Here is a 17,604-nt window from a genome sequence, read left to right on the forward strand (position 1 = left end):
TCACACGTTTTCCGCGTAAATGGTGTTGAAGGCCGTTCCAGGCGCTGTGTCCGCGACCTTAACCAGCCTTGCCCCAGTCAAGCCAGTCGCTCATCAGGCGATGGGCAATGGTGCCACTGACGGGGGCCTTTACCGTTTCAGTCTCAAGATCGATCATCGCCTGCACCTCGGCCCGGCTGAACCAGCGGCAATCGGCCAGTTCGTTCTCGTCACGGGAAATCTCGAAGCTCAGGGCCTGCGCATAGCAGCCGATCATCAACTGGTGCGGCATCGGCCAAGGCTGTGAGGCGTGGTAGCGCACACGCCCGATGGTGATGGCGGCCTCCTCATAGGTCTCGCGCCGCACGGCGTTTTCAATGGTTTCCGCTGGTTCGACAAAGCCGGCGAGGCAGGAATACATGCCTTCTGGAAAATGCGCTCCGCGCCCGAGCAGGCAGCGGTCGTTGTCCTCATCCACGGTCATCATGATCACCACCGGATCGGTGCGTGGAAAGGCCATGCGCCCGCAGGCCGGACATTCGCGCTTGTAGCCGCCAAGCCGCGGCTCCATCGGTTTGCCGCAGGTGCCGCAGAAGCGGTTCTCACTGTTCCAGTGCAACAGGCTGAAACCCTGCGCGGCTTCGCCGACCAATTCGGCTTCAAGATTGGGATCACGAAACAGTTCGCGCGCCGTTAAAGCCTTGTACCCACTTGCAAGCTGCTCCTCGCTGATTGTCACGGGTACGGCGATGCGCGGCTCGCCGCTGGGTCGGCGACCCAAAAGCACGGCATTGTCGAGGTCCGGTTGCAGGGCGGTCAGCTCATAGGGTGCAAATAGCGGGTCCAGCACCAGTCCTTCATGCTTGAACACCAGCCGGTTGCCAGCAAAAGCCAGCACATGCATGCCCTCGGCCTTGAAGGCTTCCGAGAGGCTCTCTTCCGAGCGATGCTCTGTGTAGCGCTCCAGTCCGTTGCCGGCAAAAGCGGTGAGGGCGCTTGCCTCGGGATGGGGTGTGTCGGTCTCAAACAGGGAAATTGGGGTCATGTCAGCGCATCCAGAATTGTCGTTGTCATCGCCGCAAGGGCTGTGTCCGAGTAAGGCTCTGCCACCCCATGTCCCCAGATCGGCCCCGGCCAGTTCGGGTCGTTTTCAAAGCGGGCGACGACATGAACATGGAGCTGTCGAACCATATTGCCAATGGCGGCGATGTTGATCTTGGTGGCGCCGGTCGCGGTTTTTAAGGCGGCGCCCACTTGCACCTGTTCGTGCAGCAGCTGGATCTGGTCGTCCTTGGAAAGCTCGAAAATCTCAGCGACATCATTGCGGCGCGGCACCAGGATCAGCCAGGGCCAGCGGCTATCCCTGGACAGGCGCAGATCGCTCAACGGCAGCTGCAAGATCGACTGGCTGTCGCGCGCCAGCCGTTCATCGAGACGGAAAGGCTCCAAGATCGGTCTCCTGATTGTTTCCTCGAGGTCATTTTGTTTTTACGCATGCCTGACCGTAAAGCCGATATCCACTTTTACCGGAAAGGCGAATAGTTTTTTTGGTCCTCGGCTTGCAATTGCCTCAGGAATTGCCGATATGTCGCTCGGGAGGTTGGTGGTGGACGAGCCACTCGCCAACCGGGTCAGGTCCGGAAGGAAGCAGCCCTAACGAGCGCGGCACGGGTCATCGTGCCAGCCTCCCACCCTTCATGTTTATGGCCAGTCCTTTTCAAGCGTGGCCGTATCCCGCCCGAAACGGGGAGACTGGCAGCGCGATGTCCGATCTGGAACCCACAGCACAAGCTGCTCCCGCGTCCGGCCAAGCCTCCGGTGCTTACCGGGTTCTGGCGCGCAAATATCGCCCCAAGGATTTTACGGACCTGATGGTCGGCCAGGAGCCGATGGTCCGCACGCTCACCAATGCCTTCGAAACAGGCCGGATTGCCCAAGCCTATATGCTGACCGGCGTACGCGGGGTCGGCAAGACCACGACCGCCCGCATTCTCGCCCGTGCCTTGAACTACAAGACCACTGAGATCGACCGCCCGACCATCGACCTGAAAATCCCCGGCGAGCATTGTCAGGCGATCATGGAAGGCCGACATGTCGATGTGATCGAGATGGATGCGGCCTCCCATACCGGTATCGACGACATCAGGGAAATTATCGAGCAGGTGCGCTACCGCCCGGTATCGGCCCGTTACAAGGTCTATATTATCGACGAAGTGCATATGCTCTCCACCGCTGCCTTCAACGGTTTGTTGAAGACGCTGGAAGAGCCGCCGGAACATGTGAAGTTTATCTTCGCCACCACTGAAATCCGCAAGGTGCCGATCACGGTGCTGTCACGCTGTCAGCGCTTCGATCTGCGCCGCATCAGCGCCGGGGATCTCGTCGGGCTGTTTTCCACCATTCTCTCCAAGGAAAATATCGAGGCGGAAGACGAGGCGCTGGCGATGATCGCCCGTGCCGCCGAAGGCTCGGCCCGCGACGGACTTTCCTTGCTCGATCAGGCCATTGCCCATGGGGCAGGGCGGGTCGAAGCAGATGCCGTGCGTGGGATGCTGGGTCTGGCAGACCGCGCCCGTGTCGTCGATCTGTTTGGCCATATCGTGCTTGGCGATGTCGCCGCGGCTCTTTCGGAATTCAACAGCCAGTATGAAGCGGGTGCCAGCCCGAGCGTGGTGCTGACCGATCTTGCCGATTTCACCCATCTGGTGACACGGCTAAAATATGTGCCCAATGGCGCCAATGACCCATCGCTGAGTGAAGTCGAGCGGGTGCGAGGGGGGGATTACGCCGAAAGCGTTGCTGTCACCACGCTGTCGCGCATCTGGCAAATGTTGCTCAAGGGCATTCCCGAGGTGGAAAACGCCTCCCGCCAGGCCGGTGCAGCCGAAATGGTGCTGATCCGGCTGGCCCATGCCGCCCATCTGCCGTCGCCGGAAGAAGCGGCGCGCCGCCTGCTGGACATGGCACATGATGGCGGTGGTGCGCCGCAGGGGACCAGTCCCAGAGGCGGTAATGGTGGCGGGGGCGCATCGGCCAGCTATGGCGGGCAGGCGGTGGCGCGGGCATCAGGCGATCCGGCCCCACGTGCATTAGGCCAACCACAGCCGACCGCGCATTTGCAGGTGGTTCCCAAGGCATCGCCGTCGCCGGACATTGCCGCTCGCCCGGACGTAAAGCCTGACATTCAGCCGGATGTACCAGAGCCCAAGGTTCCCGTTCGGTCGCTGGATGACATCGTCAATCTCTGTACCGCAAACCGCGATCCGAAGCTGAAAGCCTTGACCCGCGCCTATGTGCGGCTGGTCAAGCTGGAAAATGGCCGGCTGGAAATCAACCTGCCGCCGGAGGCGCCGAAATCGCTGGTGGGCGATCTGCAAAAGCGGCTGGAGGAATGGACTGATATCCGCTGGATGGTGATCCTCAGCCGAGAGCCGGGGGCAAAGACCCTGGCCGAGCAGGAAAAGAGTGATCACGAAGCGCGGATGACCGATGCAGCCGCCGATCCGGATGTGATGGCGATCCTGTCGCGCTTTCCCGGCGCGAAAATCACCGACGTGCGCATCCGCACCGTCGCCGAGGAAGAAGACGAGGCCCTGCCGCCGCCAGCGGCGGCTGAATCCGCCGAGGGCGATATCCTTCCCGGAGATGATATCGAGTTTTAGAGTTTAGCCGGCTTATGATTTGTCGAGGAGGCGTGAAATCGCGGCCGTCTGACAATTGAAGCCAAGAACAACGGACAATATAAAGGAGGCAGGTCATATGCGCGACATCATGGGCATGATGGGCAAGGTCAAGGAAATGCAGGCCAAGATGGAGAAGATGCAGGAGGAGATTGCATCGCTTCAGGTCGAAGGCAAATCCGGTGGCGGATTGGTGACTGTGACGATGACCGGCAAGGGTGAGTTGAAGGGCTTGAAGATCGATCCGTCGCTTTTCAAGGAAGACGACGTGGAAATCCTCGAAGACCTGATCGTCGCCGCTCATAAGGACGCCAAGGACAAGGCCGAGGCCATCGCTGCTGAAAAGACCAAGGACATGACCGCCGGTCTGCCGATCCCGCCCGGTTTCAAGCTACCGTTTTAATCCGCTCGAAAAACTGTACTGAGAAAAGGGGCGGGGTCATTCCTCGCCTTTTTCCGTCTTGCCATGAACGCGGTCTGTATGGCCGAGATCTCTGCCGGGTTCGATGATATCGCGGACCCGCTGTTTCAGTTCCTTCGGCCCTGGAAAACCGCCATCGCGCTTGCGCTCCCAGATCAGGTCGCCATTGACGCGGATCTCGAAATTGCCGCCGGTGCCGGGAATCAGACCCACTTCGCCCAAGCTGTCAGCAAAGGTTTGCAAGAGCTCCTGCGCCATCCAGGCAGCGCGCAGCAGCCAATTGCATTGCGTGCAGTAGAGAATGGTGATTTTCGGCTTATTGGTCTCAGATTCAATGGTCATGGGGCAAAGTCTCAGTTTTCGGCACAGGTCGGGAGTGTATAAGATCAATATAAGCGAAATTGAATTTGGACGTTTATCGGTGTAGGCTAGGCTGTGACAGTCCTAGAGTTTGTATTAACAAGAGTGGAAGCCCTAGGGGAATGTGCAGCACTGGCTTGGGAGGGCAGAATGTACAAATTTGAAGTCTATAAAGACAAGGCAGGCGAATTCCGGTTTCGGTTCAAGGCGTCGAATGGCGAAACAATGTTCAGTTCTGAAGGCTACAAGGCCAAAGCCTCGGTGATGAACGCGATTGCCTCCATTCAGAAAAATGCGCCTGAGGCAAAGATCGAAGACCAGACCACGGCAACTGTCTGATAAGGCATGATCGGCGTGGCCAAATTGCCTCGCCGATTTGCCCAGGCTTTTATAGAGAGCCCACGCGCTTGTAGAAGATCGTCGTATCGCAGAAACGACCGTCGGGAAACAATGCATAATCCGGCAGGACACCGGCCCGCGTCCAGCCGAGCTTCTCGTAAATAGCTTCTGCCGGTTCGCCGGTCGCTGTATCCAGTACAATCAATGTCTTACCTGCACGGGTGGCCTGAAGCTGTGCCGCCTCCATCAGTTGGCGCGCGAGACCAAGTCCACGGGCGCTGCGATGCACCAGCAATTTCTTGAGATCGGCGCGATGTGGCTGGTTGGGCGGCTGTTTGAGGCCGATCTGTACCGTGCCCACCAGACGGCCCTGATGTTCTGCCACCAGCAGCAGGATCTCCCCTGCCTCGACCGCTTTGGCAACGCCTTCCCAGAAAGGCCGGGCGCTCTCAAGGTCGAAGGGCAACATGAAGCCCACCGATGCGCCGCCATTGACGCAATCGCAGAGAATTTCACAGAGGTCGGGTATCGCTTCACGGGCGTCAGAGGCGTTCAGCAGCCGAATTGCAGACATGGTCATTTCCTTTGAATCAGTGGCCAAGATCGATGATCACGCCGTAGCGGGCAGGGCGGTCCGTGGGGTTATGGAAGGCGTGAACCTCGCCGATATCCATATAAAGACAGTCGCCCGGCTCCAGCCGATGCACGGTATCGCAGACGGTCAACTCGATGCTGCCTTCGAACAGCCAGACATGTTGCCATTGCCTGCCGCTGGGATGGGGGCTGGGGGGTTGGGCTGAAAATTGGACAAGCGCGCCCGGCGGCAGTTCCACCTCCACCACATCGACCCGCGCACCGGTGCCGGGTGCTGAAACGGCGCGGCGGATATAGCCGGTTTCGGGGTCGCGCCACACCGGCTGGTCGGCGCGGCGCATCAGCGGTGAGCCATGATCTGGTTCGGCAAAAAACACTGAAAGCGATTGACCCAGCGCCGAGCATAGCCGGGCCAACAGGGTGGCGGTCGGGCTGGCTTCGGCGCGCTCGATACGGGAAATCATGGCCCGGCTGACGCCGGAGACATCCGCTAACTGGTCGAGCGTCAGACCGCGTTCGGTGCGGATCGCTTTCAGCCTTGCGGCAATGGAGAGAGTGAGACTATCGGGTGTATTTTCCATGATATAAGAAATATAGTATCTTATAGTGGAGTCAATAGCCTTTCTGGCACAGCTCTCGTCAGCAAAATCACCTTTTATCAACAAGCCTCTTGCATGTCGCCCAACTCCCGGCCTTTTTCGCGTGCCAAGAGAGCGTATGATTCGCACGACAGGACGAGTCGAGCACAACCCCAAGGAGACAGACGTGATTGAGATCAGAAAACCGCAAATCGAGGAAATGCGGCCGAAGATTACCGTCATCGGGGTTGGTGGTGGGGGCGGCAATGCCGTCAACAACATGATCAACGAAGGCCTGCAAGGCGTCGATTTCATTGCCGCCAATACCGATGCCCAGGCGCTGACCATGTCGAGAGCCCCGCGCCTCATTCAGCTTGGTGCTGAAATGACCGAGGGTCTCGGCGCCGGTTCGGTGCCGGAAACCGGACGGATGGCTGCCGAAGAATCCCTGCATGAAGTGATGGATCACCTGGCTGGCACCCATATGTGCTTCGTCACCGCCGGTATGGGCGGCGGCACGGGGACAGGTGCAGCGCCGGTGATTGCGCGTGCGGCCCGCGAGGCCGGTATTCTGACAGTCGGCGTTGTCACCAAGCCTTTCAGCTTTGAAGGCCGCCGCCGGATGCAGGCTGCCGAAGAAGGCATCGAGCGGCTGCGCGAAGCCGCCGATACCGTGATCGTCATCCCCAACCAGAACCTGTTTCGCATTGCCGATGCCAAGACCACCTTTGCCGACGCTTTTGTGATTGCCGATAAGGTGCTGTTTTCGGGCGTGTCCTGCATTACCGATCTGATCGTCAAGGAAGGCCTGATCAATCTGGACTTCGCCGACGTGAAATCCGTCATGAAGGGCATGGGCCGGGCGATGATGGGCACCGGCGAGGCGACCGGCGACAGCCGCGCCATGAAGGCGGCGGAGGCGGCGATTGCCAATCCGCTGCTGGATGAAGTGTCGATGCGCGGCGCACGCGGCGTGCTGATCTCGATTTCCGGCGGCATGGACATGACGCTGTTCGAGGTCGACGAAGCCGCCACCCGCATCCGCGACGAGGTCTATGACGAGGCCGATATCGTCGTCGGCGCGATCTTCGACAAGGAACTGGACGGCACGTTCAGAGTGTCGGTGGTCGCAACCGGGCTTGGCGAAGAGGGCGACCATCAGCAAGCACGCTGATTTAGCCCGGCTTTGTCAAAATTATCCTTCAAATGCCCCGCATTTCCGCTTTGCGGCATGCGGGCGCGCTGCTATATGCGCAGGCCATGAGCACACAGAACCGCACGCCTCTCGACCATATCCGCAACTTTTCCATCGTCGCCCATATCGACCATGGAAAATCGACGCTGGCCGACCGCCTGATCCAGACCACCGGTGGCCTGGCGGAGCGTGATATGTCGGAGCAGGTGCTCGATAGCATGGACATCGAACGTGAACGCGGTATCACCATCAAGGCGCAGACCGTGCGCCTGCACTACAAGGCTAATGATGGTGAAACCTATGTGCTGAACCTGATCGACACCCCCGGCCATGTCGACTTCGCCTATGAAGTTTCGCGGTCGCTGTCGGCCTGCGAAGGTTCGCTGCTGGTGGTGGATGCGTCCCAGGGCGTCGAGGCGCAGACGCTGGCCAATGTCTATCAGGCCATCGACAATAATCATGAGATCGTCACCGTTCTCAACAAGATCGACCTGCCTGCCGCCGAACCGGACCGCATCAAGGAACAGATCGAGGAAGTCATCGGCATTGATGCCTCCGAGGCCGTGCTGATTTCCGCCAAGACCGGGCTTGGCATTCCCGATGTGCTGGAAGCCATTGTCAAACATTTGCCAGCGCCGAAAAGTGAGCTTGGCGACAAAGGCCCGCTGAAAGCACTACTGGTCGATAGCTGGTATGATACCTATCTGGGCGTTATGGTTCTGGTGCGCGTCATCGACGGTGTTTTGACCAAGGGTCAGACTATCAGGATGATGGGCACGGACGCGAAATATCAGGTGGAGCGTGTCGGCGTTTTGACGCCGAAAATGCTGGCCGTCGACAGTCTTGGTCCCGGCGAAATCGGGTTTTTCACCGGTTCGATCAAGGAAGTGGCCGATACCCGCGTCGGCGATACCATCACGGAAGACAAGCGCCCGACAGCCACCATGCTGCCCGGTTTCAAGCCTGCCCAGCCTGTGGTGTTCTGTGGGCTCTTTCCAGTCGATGCAGCAGATTTTGAAGATCTGCGTTCAGCGATGGGCAAACTTCGTCTCAATGACGCGAGCTTTTCGTTTGAAATGGAAAGTTCGGCAGCGCTGGGCTTCGGTTTCCGCTGCGGCTTCCTGGGCTTGCTGCATCTGGAAATCATTCAGGAGCGGCTGGAGCGTGAGTTCGACCTTGACCTGATCGCCACGGCGCCTTCGGTTGTCTACAAGCTGTTCATGACCGATGGCAGCGAGCGTGAATTGCACAACCCGGCGGACATGCCGGATGTGGTGCGAATCTCGGAAATACACGAACCGTGGATCAAGGCGACGATCTTGACGCCGGATGACTATCTCGGCGGCATCCTCAAGCTCTGCCAGGACCGTCGTGGTGTGCAAACCGAGCTGACCTATGTCGGCAAACGCGCCATGCTGACCTATGAACTGCCGCTCAATGAAGTGGTGTTTGATTTCTACGACCGATTGAAGTCGATCTCCAAGGGCTATGCCTCGTTCGACTATCACCTGGACGCTTATCGCGAAGGCAACTTGGTCAAGATGTCGATCATGGTCAACGGCGAGCCTGTCGATGCTCTGTCGATGCTGGTGCATCGCTCGGCAGCGGAAAAGCGCGGTCGCGACATGTGCGAAAAGCTGAAGGATCTTATCCCGCGGCACATGTTCAAGATCCCGATCCAGGCTGCCATCGGCGGCAATGTGATCGCGCGCGAGACCATTTCAGCAATGCGCAAGGACGTGACCGCCAAGTGCTACGGCGGCGATGCCAGCCGCAAGCGCAAGCTGCTGGACAAGCAGAAAGCCGGTAAGAAGCGGATGCGCCAGTTCGGCAAGGTCGAAATCCCGCAGGAAGCCTTTATCGCTGCCCTGAAGATGAGCGACGAATAACCGGTCAAATAGACAGGGTTCAATAAAAAGGCGGAAAACCGGGAGGTTTTCCGCCTTTTTCGATCACGATGATGCCAGTTCAGCTATGGGCGAAAATATCGGTCTCTTCCCAGCCGAGCAGGTCGAGCTTGGCGCGGGTGGGCAGGAACTCGAAGCAGGCGGTGGCGTGGTCCATGCGGCCATCACGCACCAGACGGGCGGTCAGCTTGTCACGCAGCGCATGCAGATAGAGCACGTCGGAAGCGGCATATTCGAGCTGCGCCGGAGAAAGCGTTTCCGCTGCCCAGTCCGAGGATTGCTGGGCCTTGGACACATCCACATCCAGCATTTCCTTGAGATTGTCCTTCAGTCCGTGCCGGTCGGTATAGGTGCGCGACAGGCGCGAGGCGATCTTGGTGCAGAACACCGGCGTTGTGGTCACGCCAAACGTATGAAACAGCACGGCGATGTCGAACCGGCCATAATGGAAGATTTTTTCCCGGGTCGGGTCTTCCAGCAGGGCGGTCAGATTGGGGGCCTGGCGCTGGCCCGCTGCAATCCGGATGACGTCGGCAGTGCCGTCACCCGGCGAAAGCTGCACCACGCAGAGCCGGTCTCGGCGGGGGATAAGCCCCAGCGTTTCGGTGTCGATGGCGATGGCGCGGGTGTAGCGCGCCGCATCTTCGCTGCTGATATCGCCTTCATGGTAGCGAATGGTGGAAGCCATGCCTGTCTCCTGCTGTCTCTTTGGTCTTTGTGCGGCCTACTGCATAATTCCTTAAATCGGAATCGATTTAAGGAGAAAATTATGCAGCAGATATAAAGCGCTACAGCGAACCTTTGTGCGCCATATATGGCGCACGGCGCTGTATAGCGGAAACAGCCGTGCAGCGATACCGAATATCAAGCACGGTTCTTGAAATCATGATTTCACAGTTTCGGATTGCTCACCGGTCCGTCTTCGCAAAGCTCGGTATAGGCCAGGGTCTGGTCCAGATGCTCGGCGCGAAGCGACAACAGCTTTTCGGCATAATGCAGCCTTACCGCACCATATGCGGCGTCTTCGGCCAGATTGGTCAACTCGCCCGGATCGGCCTGAAGGTCGAACAGCAGCGGTGGCATTGCGGCAAAATGCACATATTTGAACTTTTCGTCACGAATCACGGCGAGATTGCACTGGCTGGATTTCAGACCGAGGGCATTTTCCGTGGAATTTGTCACCACCTCCCGGAAATCGAACTCCCAGAACGCATGGTCGCGCCAGTCATCGGGTTGGATGCCGGCAAGAAATGGCAGCAGGGAACCGCCGTCCTGATGATTGAGCGGGCTGACGCCCATCCGGTCCAGCAGCGTCGGCATCAGGTCGGCGGCACTGGTGAAGGCCTCCACCACCTGCCCATGAGTGCCGGGTCGGCCAGGATCGCGGATCACCAGCGGAATATGATAGCTGCCGTCATAGGCGCCGCCCTTGCCCAGCATCCAGTGGTCGCCCAGCATTTCGGCGTGGTCGGAGGTGAAGACGATGATTGTGTTGTCCCAGGTGCCGCTGTCTTTCAGAGCATCGACGATCCGGCCAAACTGGGCATCGACCTCGGCGATCATGCCGTAATAGGTGGCGCGGATCACGTCGATCTGTTCTGAACTCCAGTCACAGACGCGGCCTTCTGCACCGGCAATGAAAGAGGATTGCGACAGGTGCGGCAGCATCAGCTCTGCCAGCGGATGCACGGCCATTTCCGCTTCCAACGTGGCATGGCGCACCGGTTTCGGGCCGAGGCCGGGGGTAAACATCCGGTTATACGGCTCAGGGACGCAGAAGGGTGGATGTGGGCGCAGGAAGGAGATATGTGCAAACCAGGGCTGCGTTTGCTCCTCGCGCCAGTTCAGGAAAGCTTCAGTCAGAAACGCGGTCGGGGTTTCCTCGTCACTATAAGCCGGTGGCTCCTGATTGGGCTGGACTGGCCGATCCTGTCCGGTTTGATGGAGTTCGCGTCCGGGCCGCACGCCGCCACGCCGGTTTTTCAGCCAGCTCAGCCATTGCCGGTCGTCTTCCAGCAGCAATTGTCCAACCGTAAAGCCCGGCAACACACCTTCGTAACTGGTCAGATGCGGGTCGGCGGGCGCCAGACGTCGTGGATCGGGCGAAACATCCGTGTAACCGAATAGCGTCGGATCGTAACCGCCCCGACGTGCCGCCAGCGCCACCGTGTCGAAACGGGCATCGAGCGGCGAGCCGTTGCGACAGACCCGGTTGTTCATCTGATAAAGCCCGGTATAGATCGCTGCCCGCGCTGGCGAGCAAGGGGCGGCTGCGGCAAAATGCCGGTGAAACAACAGGCCTTCTGCCGCCAACCGATCGACATTGGGGGTCTGCACCACAGGATGGCCGACCGCTGACAGGCAGTCGCCCCGCCATTGGTCTGCAGTGATCAGCAGGATATTCGGCTTTTTCTGCATGGATGAGGTCTTTGCTTGTTTTGCCACAGACGGGATGTGCAAAATTTATATCGGCGAGGATCTGGTTTTCCTAGGACGGTTTTTGGGTCTTTCTAAGGTCCATGCGGGCTTGGTTTGCGAGCCTGGCTTGCAGCAGGGGGCTTTGTCTCTCAGCCCATTGCGCCGCTAGGGCTCGTGGGCAATCTTCCAGCTCTGCCCGCGCTTGATCCGGGGGCTATGCAATCGTCTCGATTGGAAGTGCGCAAATTCTACTCACTCGCCAGCGGATGAGCGGTGATGGAGGGTGAAAAGCCACCGTTTCTTGATTGATTTCGCAAAACGCCGGTATTTTCATGCTTTCGCTATGCGCTGGATACATTGCTGCAATGCGGTATTAACGATATTCATCTCCGGGAAATCCTCTATATTGAAATCATCGAAGCGACGCACTCCTCCTCCCAGTGTCGCTTTGAAGGGATCGGCGATACTCCTCCTCCCAATTGCCGATCAAGTTCAAGAGCCCGACGCATCCTCCTCCCGCGTCGGGCTCTTTTGCGTTCTGGCTCCGGCCTCTTCTCTCTTCAATCCCGTTTTATCCGGTTCCCCGTTTTATCCGGTTCGATGCATAAACGATGCTTTCGTCTGCCTTGAATTGGTTTAAACAGTCTTGATCGAACCACCTCAGTGCGATGACCGCGCAGAGAATGTGGGCGATCATCTGATGACAGCGAGGCTTGACCCTATGGCGGTAAAATTCGGCACCAGCGGACTGCGCGGTCTCTCGACAGAACTGGTCGGTAGCATTTCGGCGCTGCACGCAACGGCATTTGCCAGAATGCTGCTTGCCAAAGGCTATGCCAAGTCGGGCGCGACCGTGCTGATCGGCCAGGATTTTCGCCCCTCCAGCCCGGAAATCGCTGCCACCTGCATGGGTGCGCTGCAACGGGAAGGGTTGGTGCCGGTCGATTGTGGAGCTATTCCCACCCCAGCGCTGGCCTTTTACGGCAGCAGGATCGGGGCTGCCTCGCTGATGGTGACAGGCTCTCACATTCCTGCCGACCGCAATGGCATCAAGTTCTATCGGCCGGATGGAGAAATCGACAAGGCTGACGAAGAGGCCATCACAGCACTTGCCGCTGAGTTGGTGGCTGATGAGGCCGCTAACCGTGTTGAGCATGGCGCAGGCGAAGACCGATACGCGGTTGCCGTCGACCTGTTTCTGAAACGCAATATGGCTGTCTTGCCCCCTGCCGCCTTTAAGGGCATGAAAATCGGCGTCTATCAGCATAGCAGCGTGGGGCGTGACATGCTGGTGACCCTGCTTGAGGGCTATGGCGCATCCGTCCTGCCGCTGGGGCGCTCGGAGATCTTCGTTCCTGTGGATACCGAGGCGGTATCGCCGGACACAATCGGCAAGCTTGCCGCCTGGGCACGCGAGCATGGCCTGGATGCCATCGTCTCCACCGATGGCGATGCCGACCGTCCGCTGGTGGCCGATGAAAAAGGCGTGCCCTTGCGCGGCGATCTGCTCGGCCTGATCACGGCAAACCTGCTGGGTGCCACGGTGATTGCTACACCCGTTACCTCCAATTCCGGCATTGAAGCGGCAAGCGGGTTTTCGGTCCTACGCACCCGCGTCGGCTCTCCTTATGTGATTTCCGCCATGAATGCGGCGCTCTCAGTGGGTGAAAGCGGTGTGATCGGCTTTGAGGCGAATGGCGGCGTGATGCTGGCCTCCGATTTCACCGTCCATGATGGAAGGCTTGCCGCTCTGCCGACCCGCGATTGTGTTATACCTATTCTGGCAGCGCTCTATGCAGCGGCGAGCACCGAACGCGCACTCTCCGCCGTGGTGTCAGACTATCGCCTGCCGATTGCTCTTTCTGACCGTCTTGAACACTACGCCTTGGACAAAAGCAGCGCGCTGATGGCATTTCTGCGCGTGTTGGACGAAAACCTGAACACCTTTCTGGCACCAATAGGGACCGTGCGGGAAACCAGCGATATCGATGGTTTACGGGTAACGCTCGACGATAACAGGGTCATCCATTTCCGCCCCTCCGGCAATGCCCCGGAAATGCGCTGCTATGTCGAGGCAAGCGACCAGGCATCGGCGGCCAGCCTGCTGGCCCAAGGTCTCGGCTTGCTGGCAAAATGGTCAGATTGACAAACCCAAAACCCTATAAAAAGGCCAATAAACAACGTGATGCAGTTCCCGGCGGGGTGCTGTCCGTGGAGCGCGAGTGACGATTATGCGCTTTTCTCTTCCGCCGCGTGCCTACTGCGGCTACACCATTTCCAGGATGATTTTATTGCAAAAAGGATGACTGATGGACCGCGGCCACGACCCCAGCGAACTTGAAATGGTGGTATTGATGACGCCGGATATGGCGAATTTTTCCGGCAAGGTGCATGGCGGCGCGCTGCTGAACATTCTCGACCGGGTCGCCTATTCCTGTGCCTCGCGCTTTTCGCAGCAATATGCGGTGACGCTGTCGGTGGATCAGGTGGTGTTTCGTCAGCCGATCCATGTCGGTGAACTGGTGACGTTCCGCGCCTCCGTCAATTATGCTGGGCGCACATCGATGGAAATCGGCATTCGGGTCGAGGCGGAGGAAATCCGCACCGGTGAACGTCGCCACACCAATTCCTGTTATTTCACTATGGTTGCCGTGGATGCCGAGGGCAAGCCAACCACCGTTCCGTCCTTCTGTCCCGAGACGCCGGCGAAAATTCGGCGGGAAAAGGCGGCCCGTGAGCGTCGCGCCCTGCGTCAGGAATTCGAGCATCGTTTCAAGCAGGTCAAGTTGTCCGGTCAGGACTAAAACATCATGCTTTGGGATTTGATCGTTTAACCCTAACCGGCGCCTTTTTGCGTTATGACCTGCGGCTCTCTGCGGCCCCATAGATGCTCTCCCGCCGGAACAGATCGATGACATGACCGAAATCACCCTGAATGTCCTGCCGATTTTCCTGCTGATCTTTTCCGGCTGGGCGCTGGTGCGCAGCCGGTTCCTGAACGTGGATATCGGTGACGCCTTGAGCGAATTTGTTTTCAAGGTCGCGGTGCCAGTTCTGCTGTTGCATACGATTACCCAGGCTGACTTTCAGGGCGCATCGCCTTTTCGGTTGTGGATTGCCTATTTTGCCGGAGTGGGCGTCACCTGGACCATCGGTCATCTCGTGGCGACACGGGTTTTTGGCCGCGACCAGCGGATTGGCGTGCTGGCCGGAGTGTCCTCAGCCTTTGCCAATAATGTCTTCATCGGCCTGCCCCTGGTCAGCCGCATGCTTGGCAATGACGGTGTCGTTGCTTTGTCCATTCTGCTGGCCGTCCATCTGCCTTTGATGATGGTGATCGGCACGGTCTTGATGGAACATGCCGAGCGCCGGGAAAGCGGGGTACAATTGCGGGGAATGCTCGCCGTCTTGCGCCAGGTTGGGCGAAATCTTGTCACCAATCCGCTGGTGATTGGCCTTGCCATCGGACTTATGGTGCATGTAATCGGCCTGCCAATCCCTGCAACAATCGAGACCGTGCTCAGTCAGATCTCCGCCATGGCCGGGCCAGCGGCGCTGATTTCGTTGGGCATGGCGCTTACCAAATATCGTGTCACCGGCAATGTCGGTATTGCCAGCGTTACCTCGGGCCTGAAATTGGTCCTGATGCCCGCATCCGTGTGGATGGCCTGCCACCTTCTGCATTTGCCGCATGAATGGACCATGGCGCTGGTGCTGACGTCTTCCGTGCCGACGGGCGTCAACGCCTGGCTGATCGCCAATCGTTTTGGCGTTGGCCATGCGCTGGCCGCCTCGACCATCACCATTACAACAGCGCTTGGGGTGTTTTCCGTCACGTTCTGGGCATGGCTGCTGGGCGCGTGATATGAAGGCTTTGCGTACAAAGCCAGAATGGGAGCGCTATAAAAGCTCAGGCCAGATCGGCGATCCGCCAATAAAGCGCTTCTGCGGGTAGGGCGTCTTCGTGCGGCGCCGCTAGCGCCAAGGTCGGGGCAGCATAATCCTCCGGTTCAAGCTCCAGAACGTCGGTGTGGTCGACTGTTTCAAGTGTGACATCGTCGCTCAGGGCATAAGGCTGGTTTTCGGATAGGGTTTCGTCGGCGCTTCCGCCATCTTCTTCCGCCGTTTCCTCATCCTCGGCAGAGCCGTCCCGCTGGTGCTGGCCATTGTTGTCCTGATGCGCGTCGTCGTCGCCCAGGGCCTCGATGGCATCCACACTCTCAGTCTTGCCGCGGCCGGGTTCATCCTGAACCGCGAGATAGCTTACCACTGGAAACGGCACGAAGGGCGGTACATGCAAAACCGATGCATGCACTATGGCCTGTGCCCCGGCGAGGGAGAGAATGGCCTGCTCACGGGTAATCTCTTCTTGCCGTACGGAAACCAATGCCGCCTGCGCTTCGTTGGCTGGTGTCTGGTTTGCCGAGGAATGTGCCTGCATCTGGCCGGCTTGCATCTGGCTTAAACGCCTTTGGTTTATCTCCAGCAATGTAGCCTGGTTGGCGCGGGCATCAGCATTGATCGCAGGGTGCAGATCGTTCTGTTCATTCTCCTGCATATCCTCCGTCTGGAAAAACATTTGGCGCAGCAAATCCGTGTCGGCATCCTCCTCCGGCGTCGTTGGGGGGTGGAGTGATGCTCCGGTTACATCCATCCAGCCCTTCAAAGACAGCACGGTGGCGACCATTGAATCGACGCCAGTGTCATCATCGCTGCGGCGCGGGATCGCATCCTGGCGATTATCCTGCAATGGAGCAGATGTGGTGAAAGCTCCATAGGCTCGGTTCGTCGCTTGTGTCTCCAAGCCATCCATCGCGGCTTCCCGCCCTGTCTGTGCAAGGCCTGTGGCAAGAGGCGGTGCTGCGCTATTCCCCATCGCCACGGCTACGGGCGTTCCGGTTGTTCCTGGCATTCCGGTCATTCCAGAGGTTCCAGTCTGGCCATTGCGGTCGAAAGCAGGCGCTTTCAAGCCTGTCTCCGTGGCAGCTTTGGCCGCAAGTCCCGTGCTTGTTTCCTCCGGCAGGTCATCCATGCGGGTCATAACCGTTTCGGATTCTACCATATTGCCAGCAATTGACCTGTTGTCCGTGGCTGGTGCTGCGCCTGTCGTTGTCGTTGTCGTTGTCGTTGTCGTTTCGTTTGTCACCAGCGCCATTGCGGCAGCAAGCGCTTCAGGGCGGACAGCTTGCAAAGGCGTCTGGCGCCCTGCCACTTCAGGGTTTGCGGGCGCTTGCGCCGAAGGGCTGCGAGCGACCGGAGTTTCCTCCCCCTGCGTACCATCAAGCATTGGTGTGGATGGCGTGCGGTTCGTGGTGACGTCTTCTGGTTGTGGCACAATCTGCGCGGTTTGAGCAACGACTGCCGCCTGCTCGGCTTGTGGTTGCGCGGTAGAGACCGCCGCGCCTTGCGCTGCGAGTGCCGTGGTTACGGGTTTTTCCGCAACCGGGCCTGGAGACTGTTCGCTTAACCCGGCAGCTGGCACGGGTTGCGCTGTTGCCGGATTTACCATTTGCGGTGCCGCTGTCTGGCCCGATGCTGGCGGGGCCCCGGCGGATTGAGGCGGTGGAGGGCTGGAGGGGCCCGCGCCATTTTGGCTATAGGACGAAACAACACTCAGCGCCTTCAGATCACCGCTATTGTTGCGTTTGATTTCCATATAGGCGGATAGCAAGGCTGCTTCCGGACCATCGGTATTTTGGAGAACCCTTAACAGGACCTCGATCTGCAATCCTTTCAGGGCTTGGGTCAACTGCGTTTGAAGCCGTGCTCTTTGGCCGTCGTCCAGATTGGCAAGGGCTGTCGCGAAGCGCTGGGCAAAGGCTGCGTCGGTTTCGCCGGGATCACGCTTCAGCCCGATCGATTGGCCAACCAGATCGGCAATTTGCGCCAGATCCGTTTGCACACTTTCCCGGCTGTTGAGCAAGAGGTTATTGATGCGTCCGGCAATCGCCGAACCGCCCTCCCGGTCGACCCGGATCAGGCTATCGCTCGTCAAGCCGCTCATGGCCGTGTCGGACAGGGCGGCCTCGGTGGCGCTGTCGTGAAAATTTGGCGCAGTGCGCGATAAAGCTTGAACGGGAGGCAACATAGCATATCCCTTTTTGCAGAAGGACCTGGTCAACCAAGGCCCGGC

Annotated in this window: 16 protein-coding genes and 1 other RNA gene; 9 read left to right on the forward strand and 8 right to left on the reverse strand. The window is 58.9% G+C overall.

Annotated elements, in window-relative coordinates; genetic code table 11:
- Positions 1-58: 58 nt before the first annotated feature.
- Positions 59-1,024, reverse strand: a complete 966-nt coding sequence (gene nudC / locus ASB66_RS04960) for an NAD(+) diphosphatase (RefSeq protein WP_060719435.1) — start codon at positions 1,022-1,024, stop codon at positions 59-61.
- Positions 1,021-1,428: an HIT family protein gene (locus tag ASB66_RS04965; RefSeq protein WP_060719434.1), complete on the reverse strand. Its 408-nt coding sequence runs from the start codon at positions 1,426-1,428 to the stop codon at positions 1,021-1,023. Before ASB66_RS04965 ends, nudC begins: the two co-directional genes overlap by 4 nt.
- Before the next feature lie 146 nt (positions 1,429-1,574).
- On the opposite strand from ASB66_RS04965, the gene ffs reads away from it, so the two are divergent.
- The 3 genes from ffs (at position 1,575) to ASB66_RS04980 (ending at position 4,062) form a co-directional block, all read left to right on the forward strand.
- Positions 1,575-1,671, forward strand: an RNA gene (gene ffs / locus ASB66_RS04970) — signal recognition particle sRNA small type.
- A gap of 71 nt (positions 1,672-1,742) precedes the next feature.
- A complete protein-coding gene (locus tag ASB66_RS04975; RefSeq protein ID WP_114386295.1) occupies positions 1,743-3,641 on the forward strand; it encodes a DNA polymerase III subunit gamma/tau in 1,899 nt (632 codons plus the stop codon).
- 97 nt (positions 3,642-3,738) lie between these two features.
- Positions 3,739-4,062, forward strand: coding sequence for a YbaB/EbfC family nucleoid-associated protein (locus ASB66_RS04980; protein ID WP_012654590.1), 324 nt, complete (start codon positions 3,739-3,741; stop codon positions 4,060-4,062).
- Positions 4,063-4,098: 36 nt separating this feature from the next.
- Here ASB66_RS04980 and ASB66_RS04985 read toward each other — a convergent pair whose 3' ends face one another.
- A complete protein-coding gene (locus tag ASB66_RS04985; RefSeq protein ID WP_060719432.1) occupies positions 4,099-4,422 on the reverse strand; it encodes an Rdx family protein in 324 nt (107 codons plus the stop codon).
- A gap of 168 nt (positions 4,423-4,590) precedes the next feature.
- Here ASB66_RS04985 and ASB66_RS04990 point away from each other — a divergent pair, with 168 nt between their 5' ends.
- Entirely contained in the window at positions 4,591-4,779 is a 189-nt protein-coding gene (locus ASB66_RS04990) for a YegP family protein (RefSeq protein ID WP_060719431.1), read from the forward strand.
- A gap of 49 nt (positions 4,780-4,828) precedes the next feature.
- Here ASB66_RS04990 and ASB66_RS04995 read toward each other — a convergent pair whose 3' ends face one another.
- On the reverse strand, positions 4,829-5,353 hold the full coding sequence (locus ASB66_RS04995; RefSeq protein WP_060719492.1) for a GNAT family N-acetyltransferase: 525 nt from the start codon (positions 5,351-5,353) through the stop codon (positions 4,829-4,831).
- A gap of 16 nt (positions 5,354-5,369) precedes the next feature.
- Positions 5,370-5,954, reverse strand: coding sequence for a helix-turn-helix domain-containing protein (locus tag ASB66_RS05000; protein WP_060719430.1), 585 nt, complete (start codon positions 5,952-5,954; stop codon positions 5,370-5,372).
- 184 nt (positions 5,955-6,138) lie between these two features.
- On the opposite strand from ASB66_RS05000, the gene ftsZ reads away from it, so the two are divergent.
- Positions 6,139-7,125, forward strand: a complete 987-nt coding sequence (ftsZ, locus tag ASB66_RS05005) for a cell division protein FtsZ (protein ID WP_049777113.1) — start codon at positions 6,139-6,141, stop codon at positions 7,123-7,125.
- 86 nt (positions 7,126-7,211) lie between these two features.
- Positions 7,212-9,035 (forward strand): translation elongation factor 4, encoded by a 1,824-nt coding sequence (lepA, locus tag ASB66_RS05010; RefSeq protein WP_060719491.1) that lies wholly within the window; start codon positions 7,212-7,214, stop codon positions 9,033-9,035.
- A gap of 79 nt (positions 9,036-9,114) precedes the next feature.
- Here lepA and ASB66_RS05015 read toward each other — a convergent pair whose 3' ends face one another.
- Entirely contained in the window at positions 9,115-9,741 is a 627-nt protein-coding gene (locus tag ASB66_RS05015) for a ribonuclease D (protein ID WP_060719429.1), read from the reverse strand.
- 203 nt (positions 9,742-9,944) lie between these two features.
- Positions 9,945-11,471: an alkaline phosphatase family protein gene (locus ASB66_RS05020; RefSeq protein WP_060719428.1), complete on the reverse strand. Its 1,527-nt coding sequence runs from the start codon at positions 11,469-11,471 to the stop codon at positions 9,945-9,947.
- Between the two features lie 721 nt (positions 11,472-12,192).
- Here ASB66_RS05020 and ASB66_RS05025 point away from each other — a divergent pair.
- The 3 genes from ASB66_RS05025 (at position 12,193) to ASB66_RS05035 (ending at position 15,335) form a co-directional block, all read left to right on the forward strand.
- Positions 12,193-13,617 carry a phosphomannomutase gene (locus ASB66_RS05025; protein ID WP_060719427.1) on the forward strand — a complete coding sequence of 475 codons (1,425 nt, stop codon included), beginning with the start codon at positions 12,193-12,195 and terminating at the stop codon, positions 13,615-13,617.
- Positions 13,618-13,780: 163 nt separating this feature from the next.
- Entirely contained in the window at positions 13,781-14,275 is a 495-nt protein-coding gene (locus ASB66_RS05030; protein ID WP_060719426.1) for an acyl-CoA thioesterase, read from the forward strand.
- Positions 14,276-14,387: 112 nt separating this feature from the next.
- Positions 14,388-15,335, forward strand: a complete 948-nt coding sequence (locus ASB66_RS05035) for an AEC family transporter (protein WP_060719425.1) — start codon at positions 14,388-14,390, stop codon at positions 15,333-15,335.
- Between the two features lie 46 nt (positions 15,336-15,381).
- Here the strand turns inward: ASB66_RS05035 and ASB66_RS05040 are convergent, their stop codons facing one another.
- Complete coding sequence (locus ASB66_RS05040) at positions 15,382-17,559, reverse strand: hypothetical protein (RefSeq protein WP_060719424.1); 2,178 nt, start codon at positions 17,557-17,559, stop codon at positions 15,382-15,384.
- Positions 17,560-17,604 lie beyond the last annotated feature (45 nt).

The organism is Gillisella vitis, assembly GCF_001541345.2.
Lineage (GTDB): Bacteria > Pseudomonadota > Alphaproteobacteria > Rhizobiales > Rhizobiaceae > Allorhizobium > Allorhizobium vitis.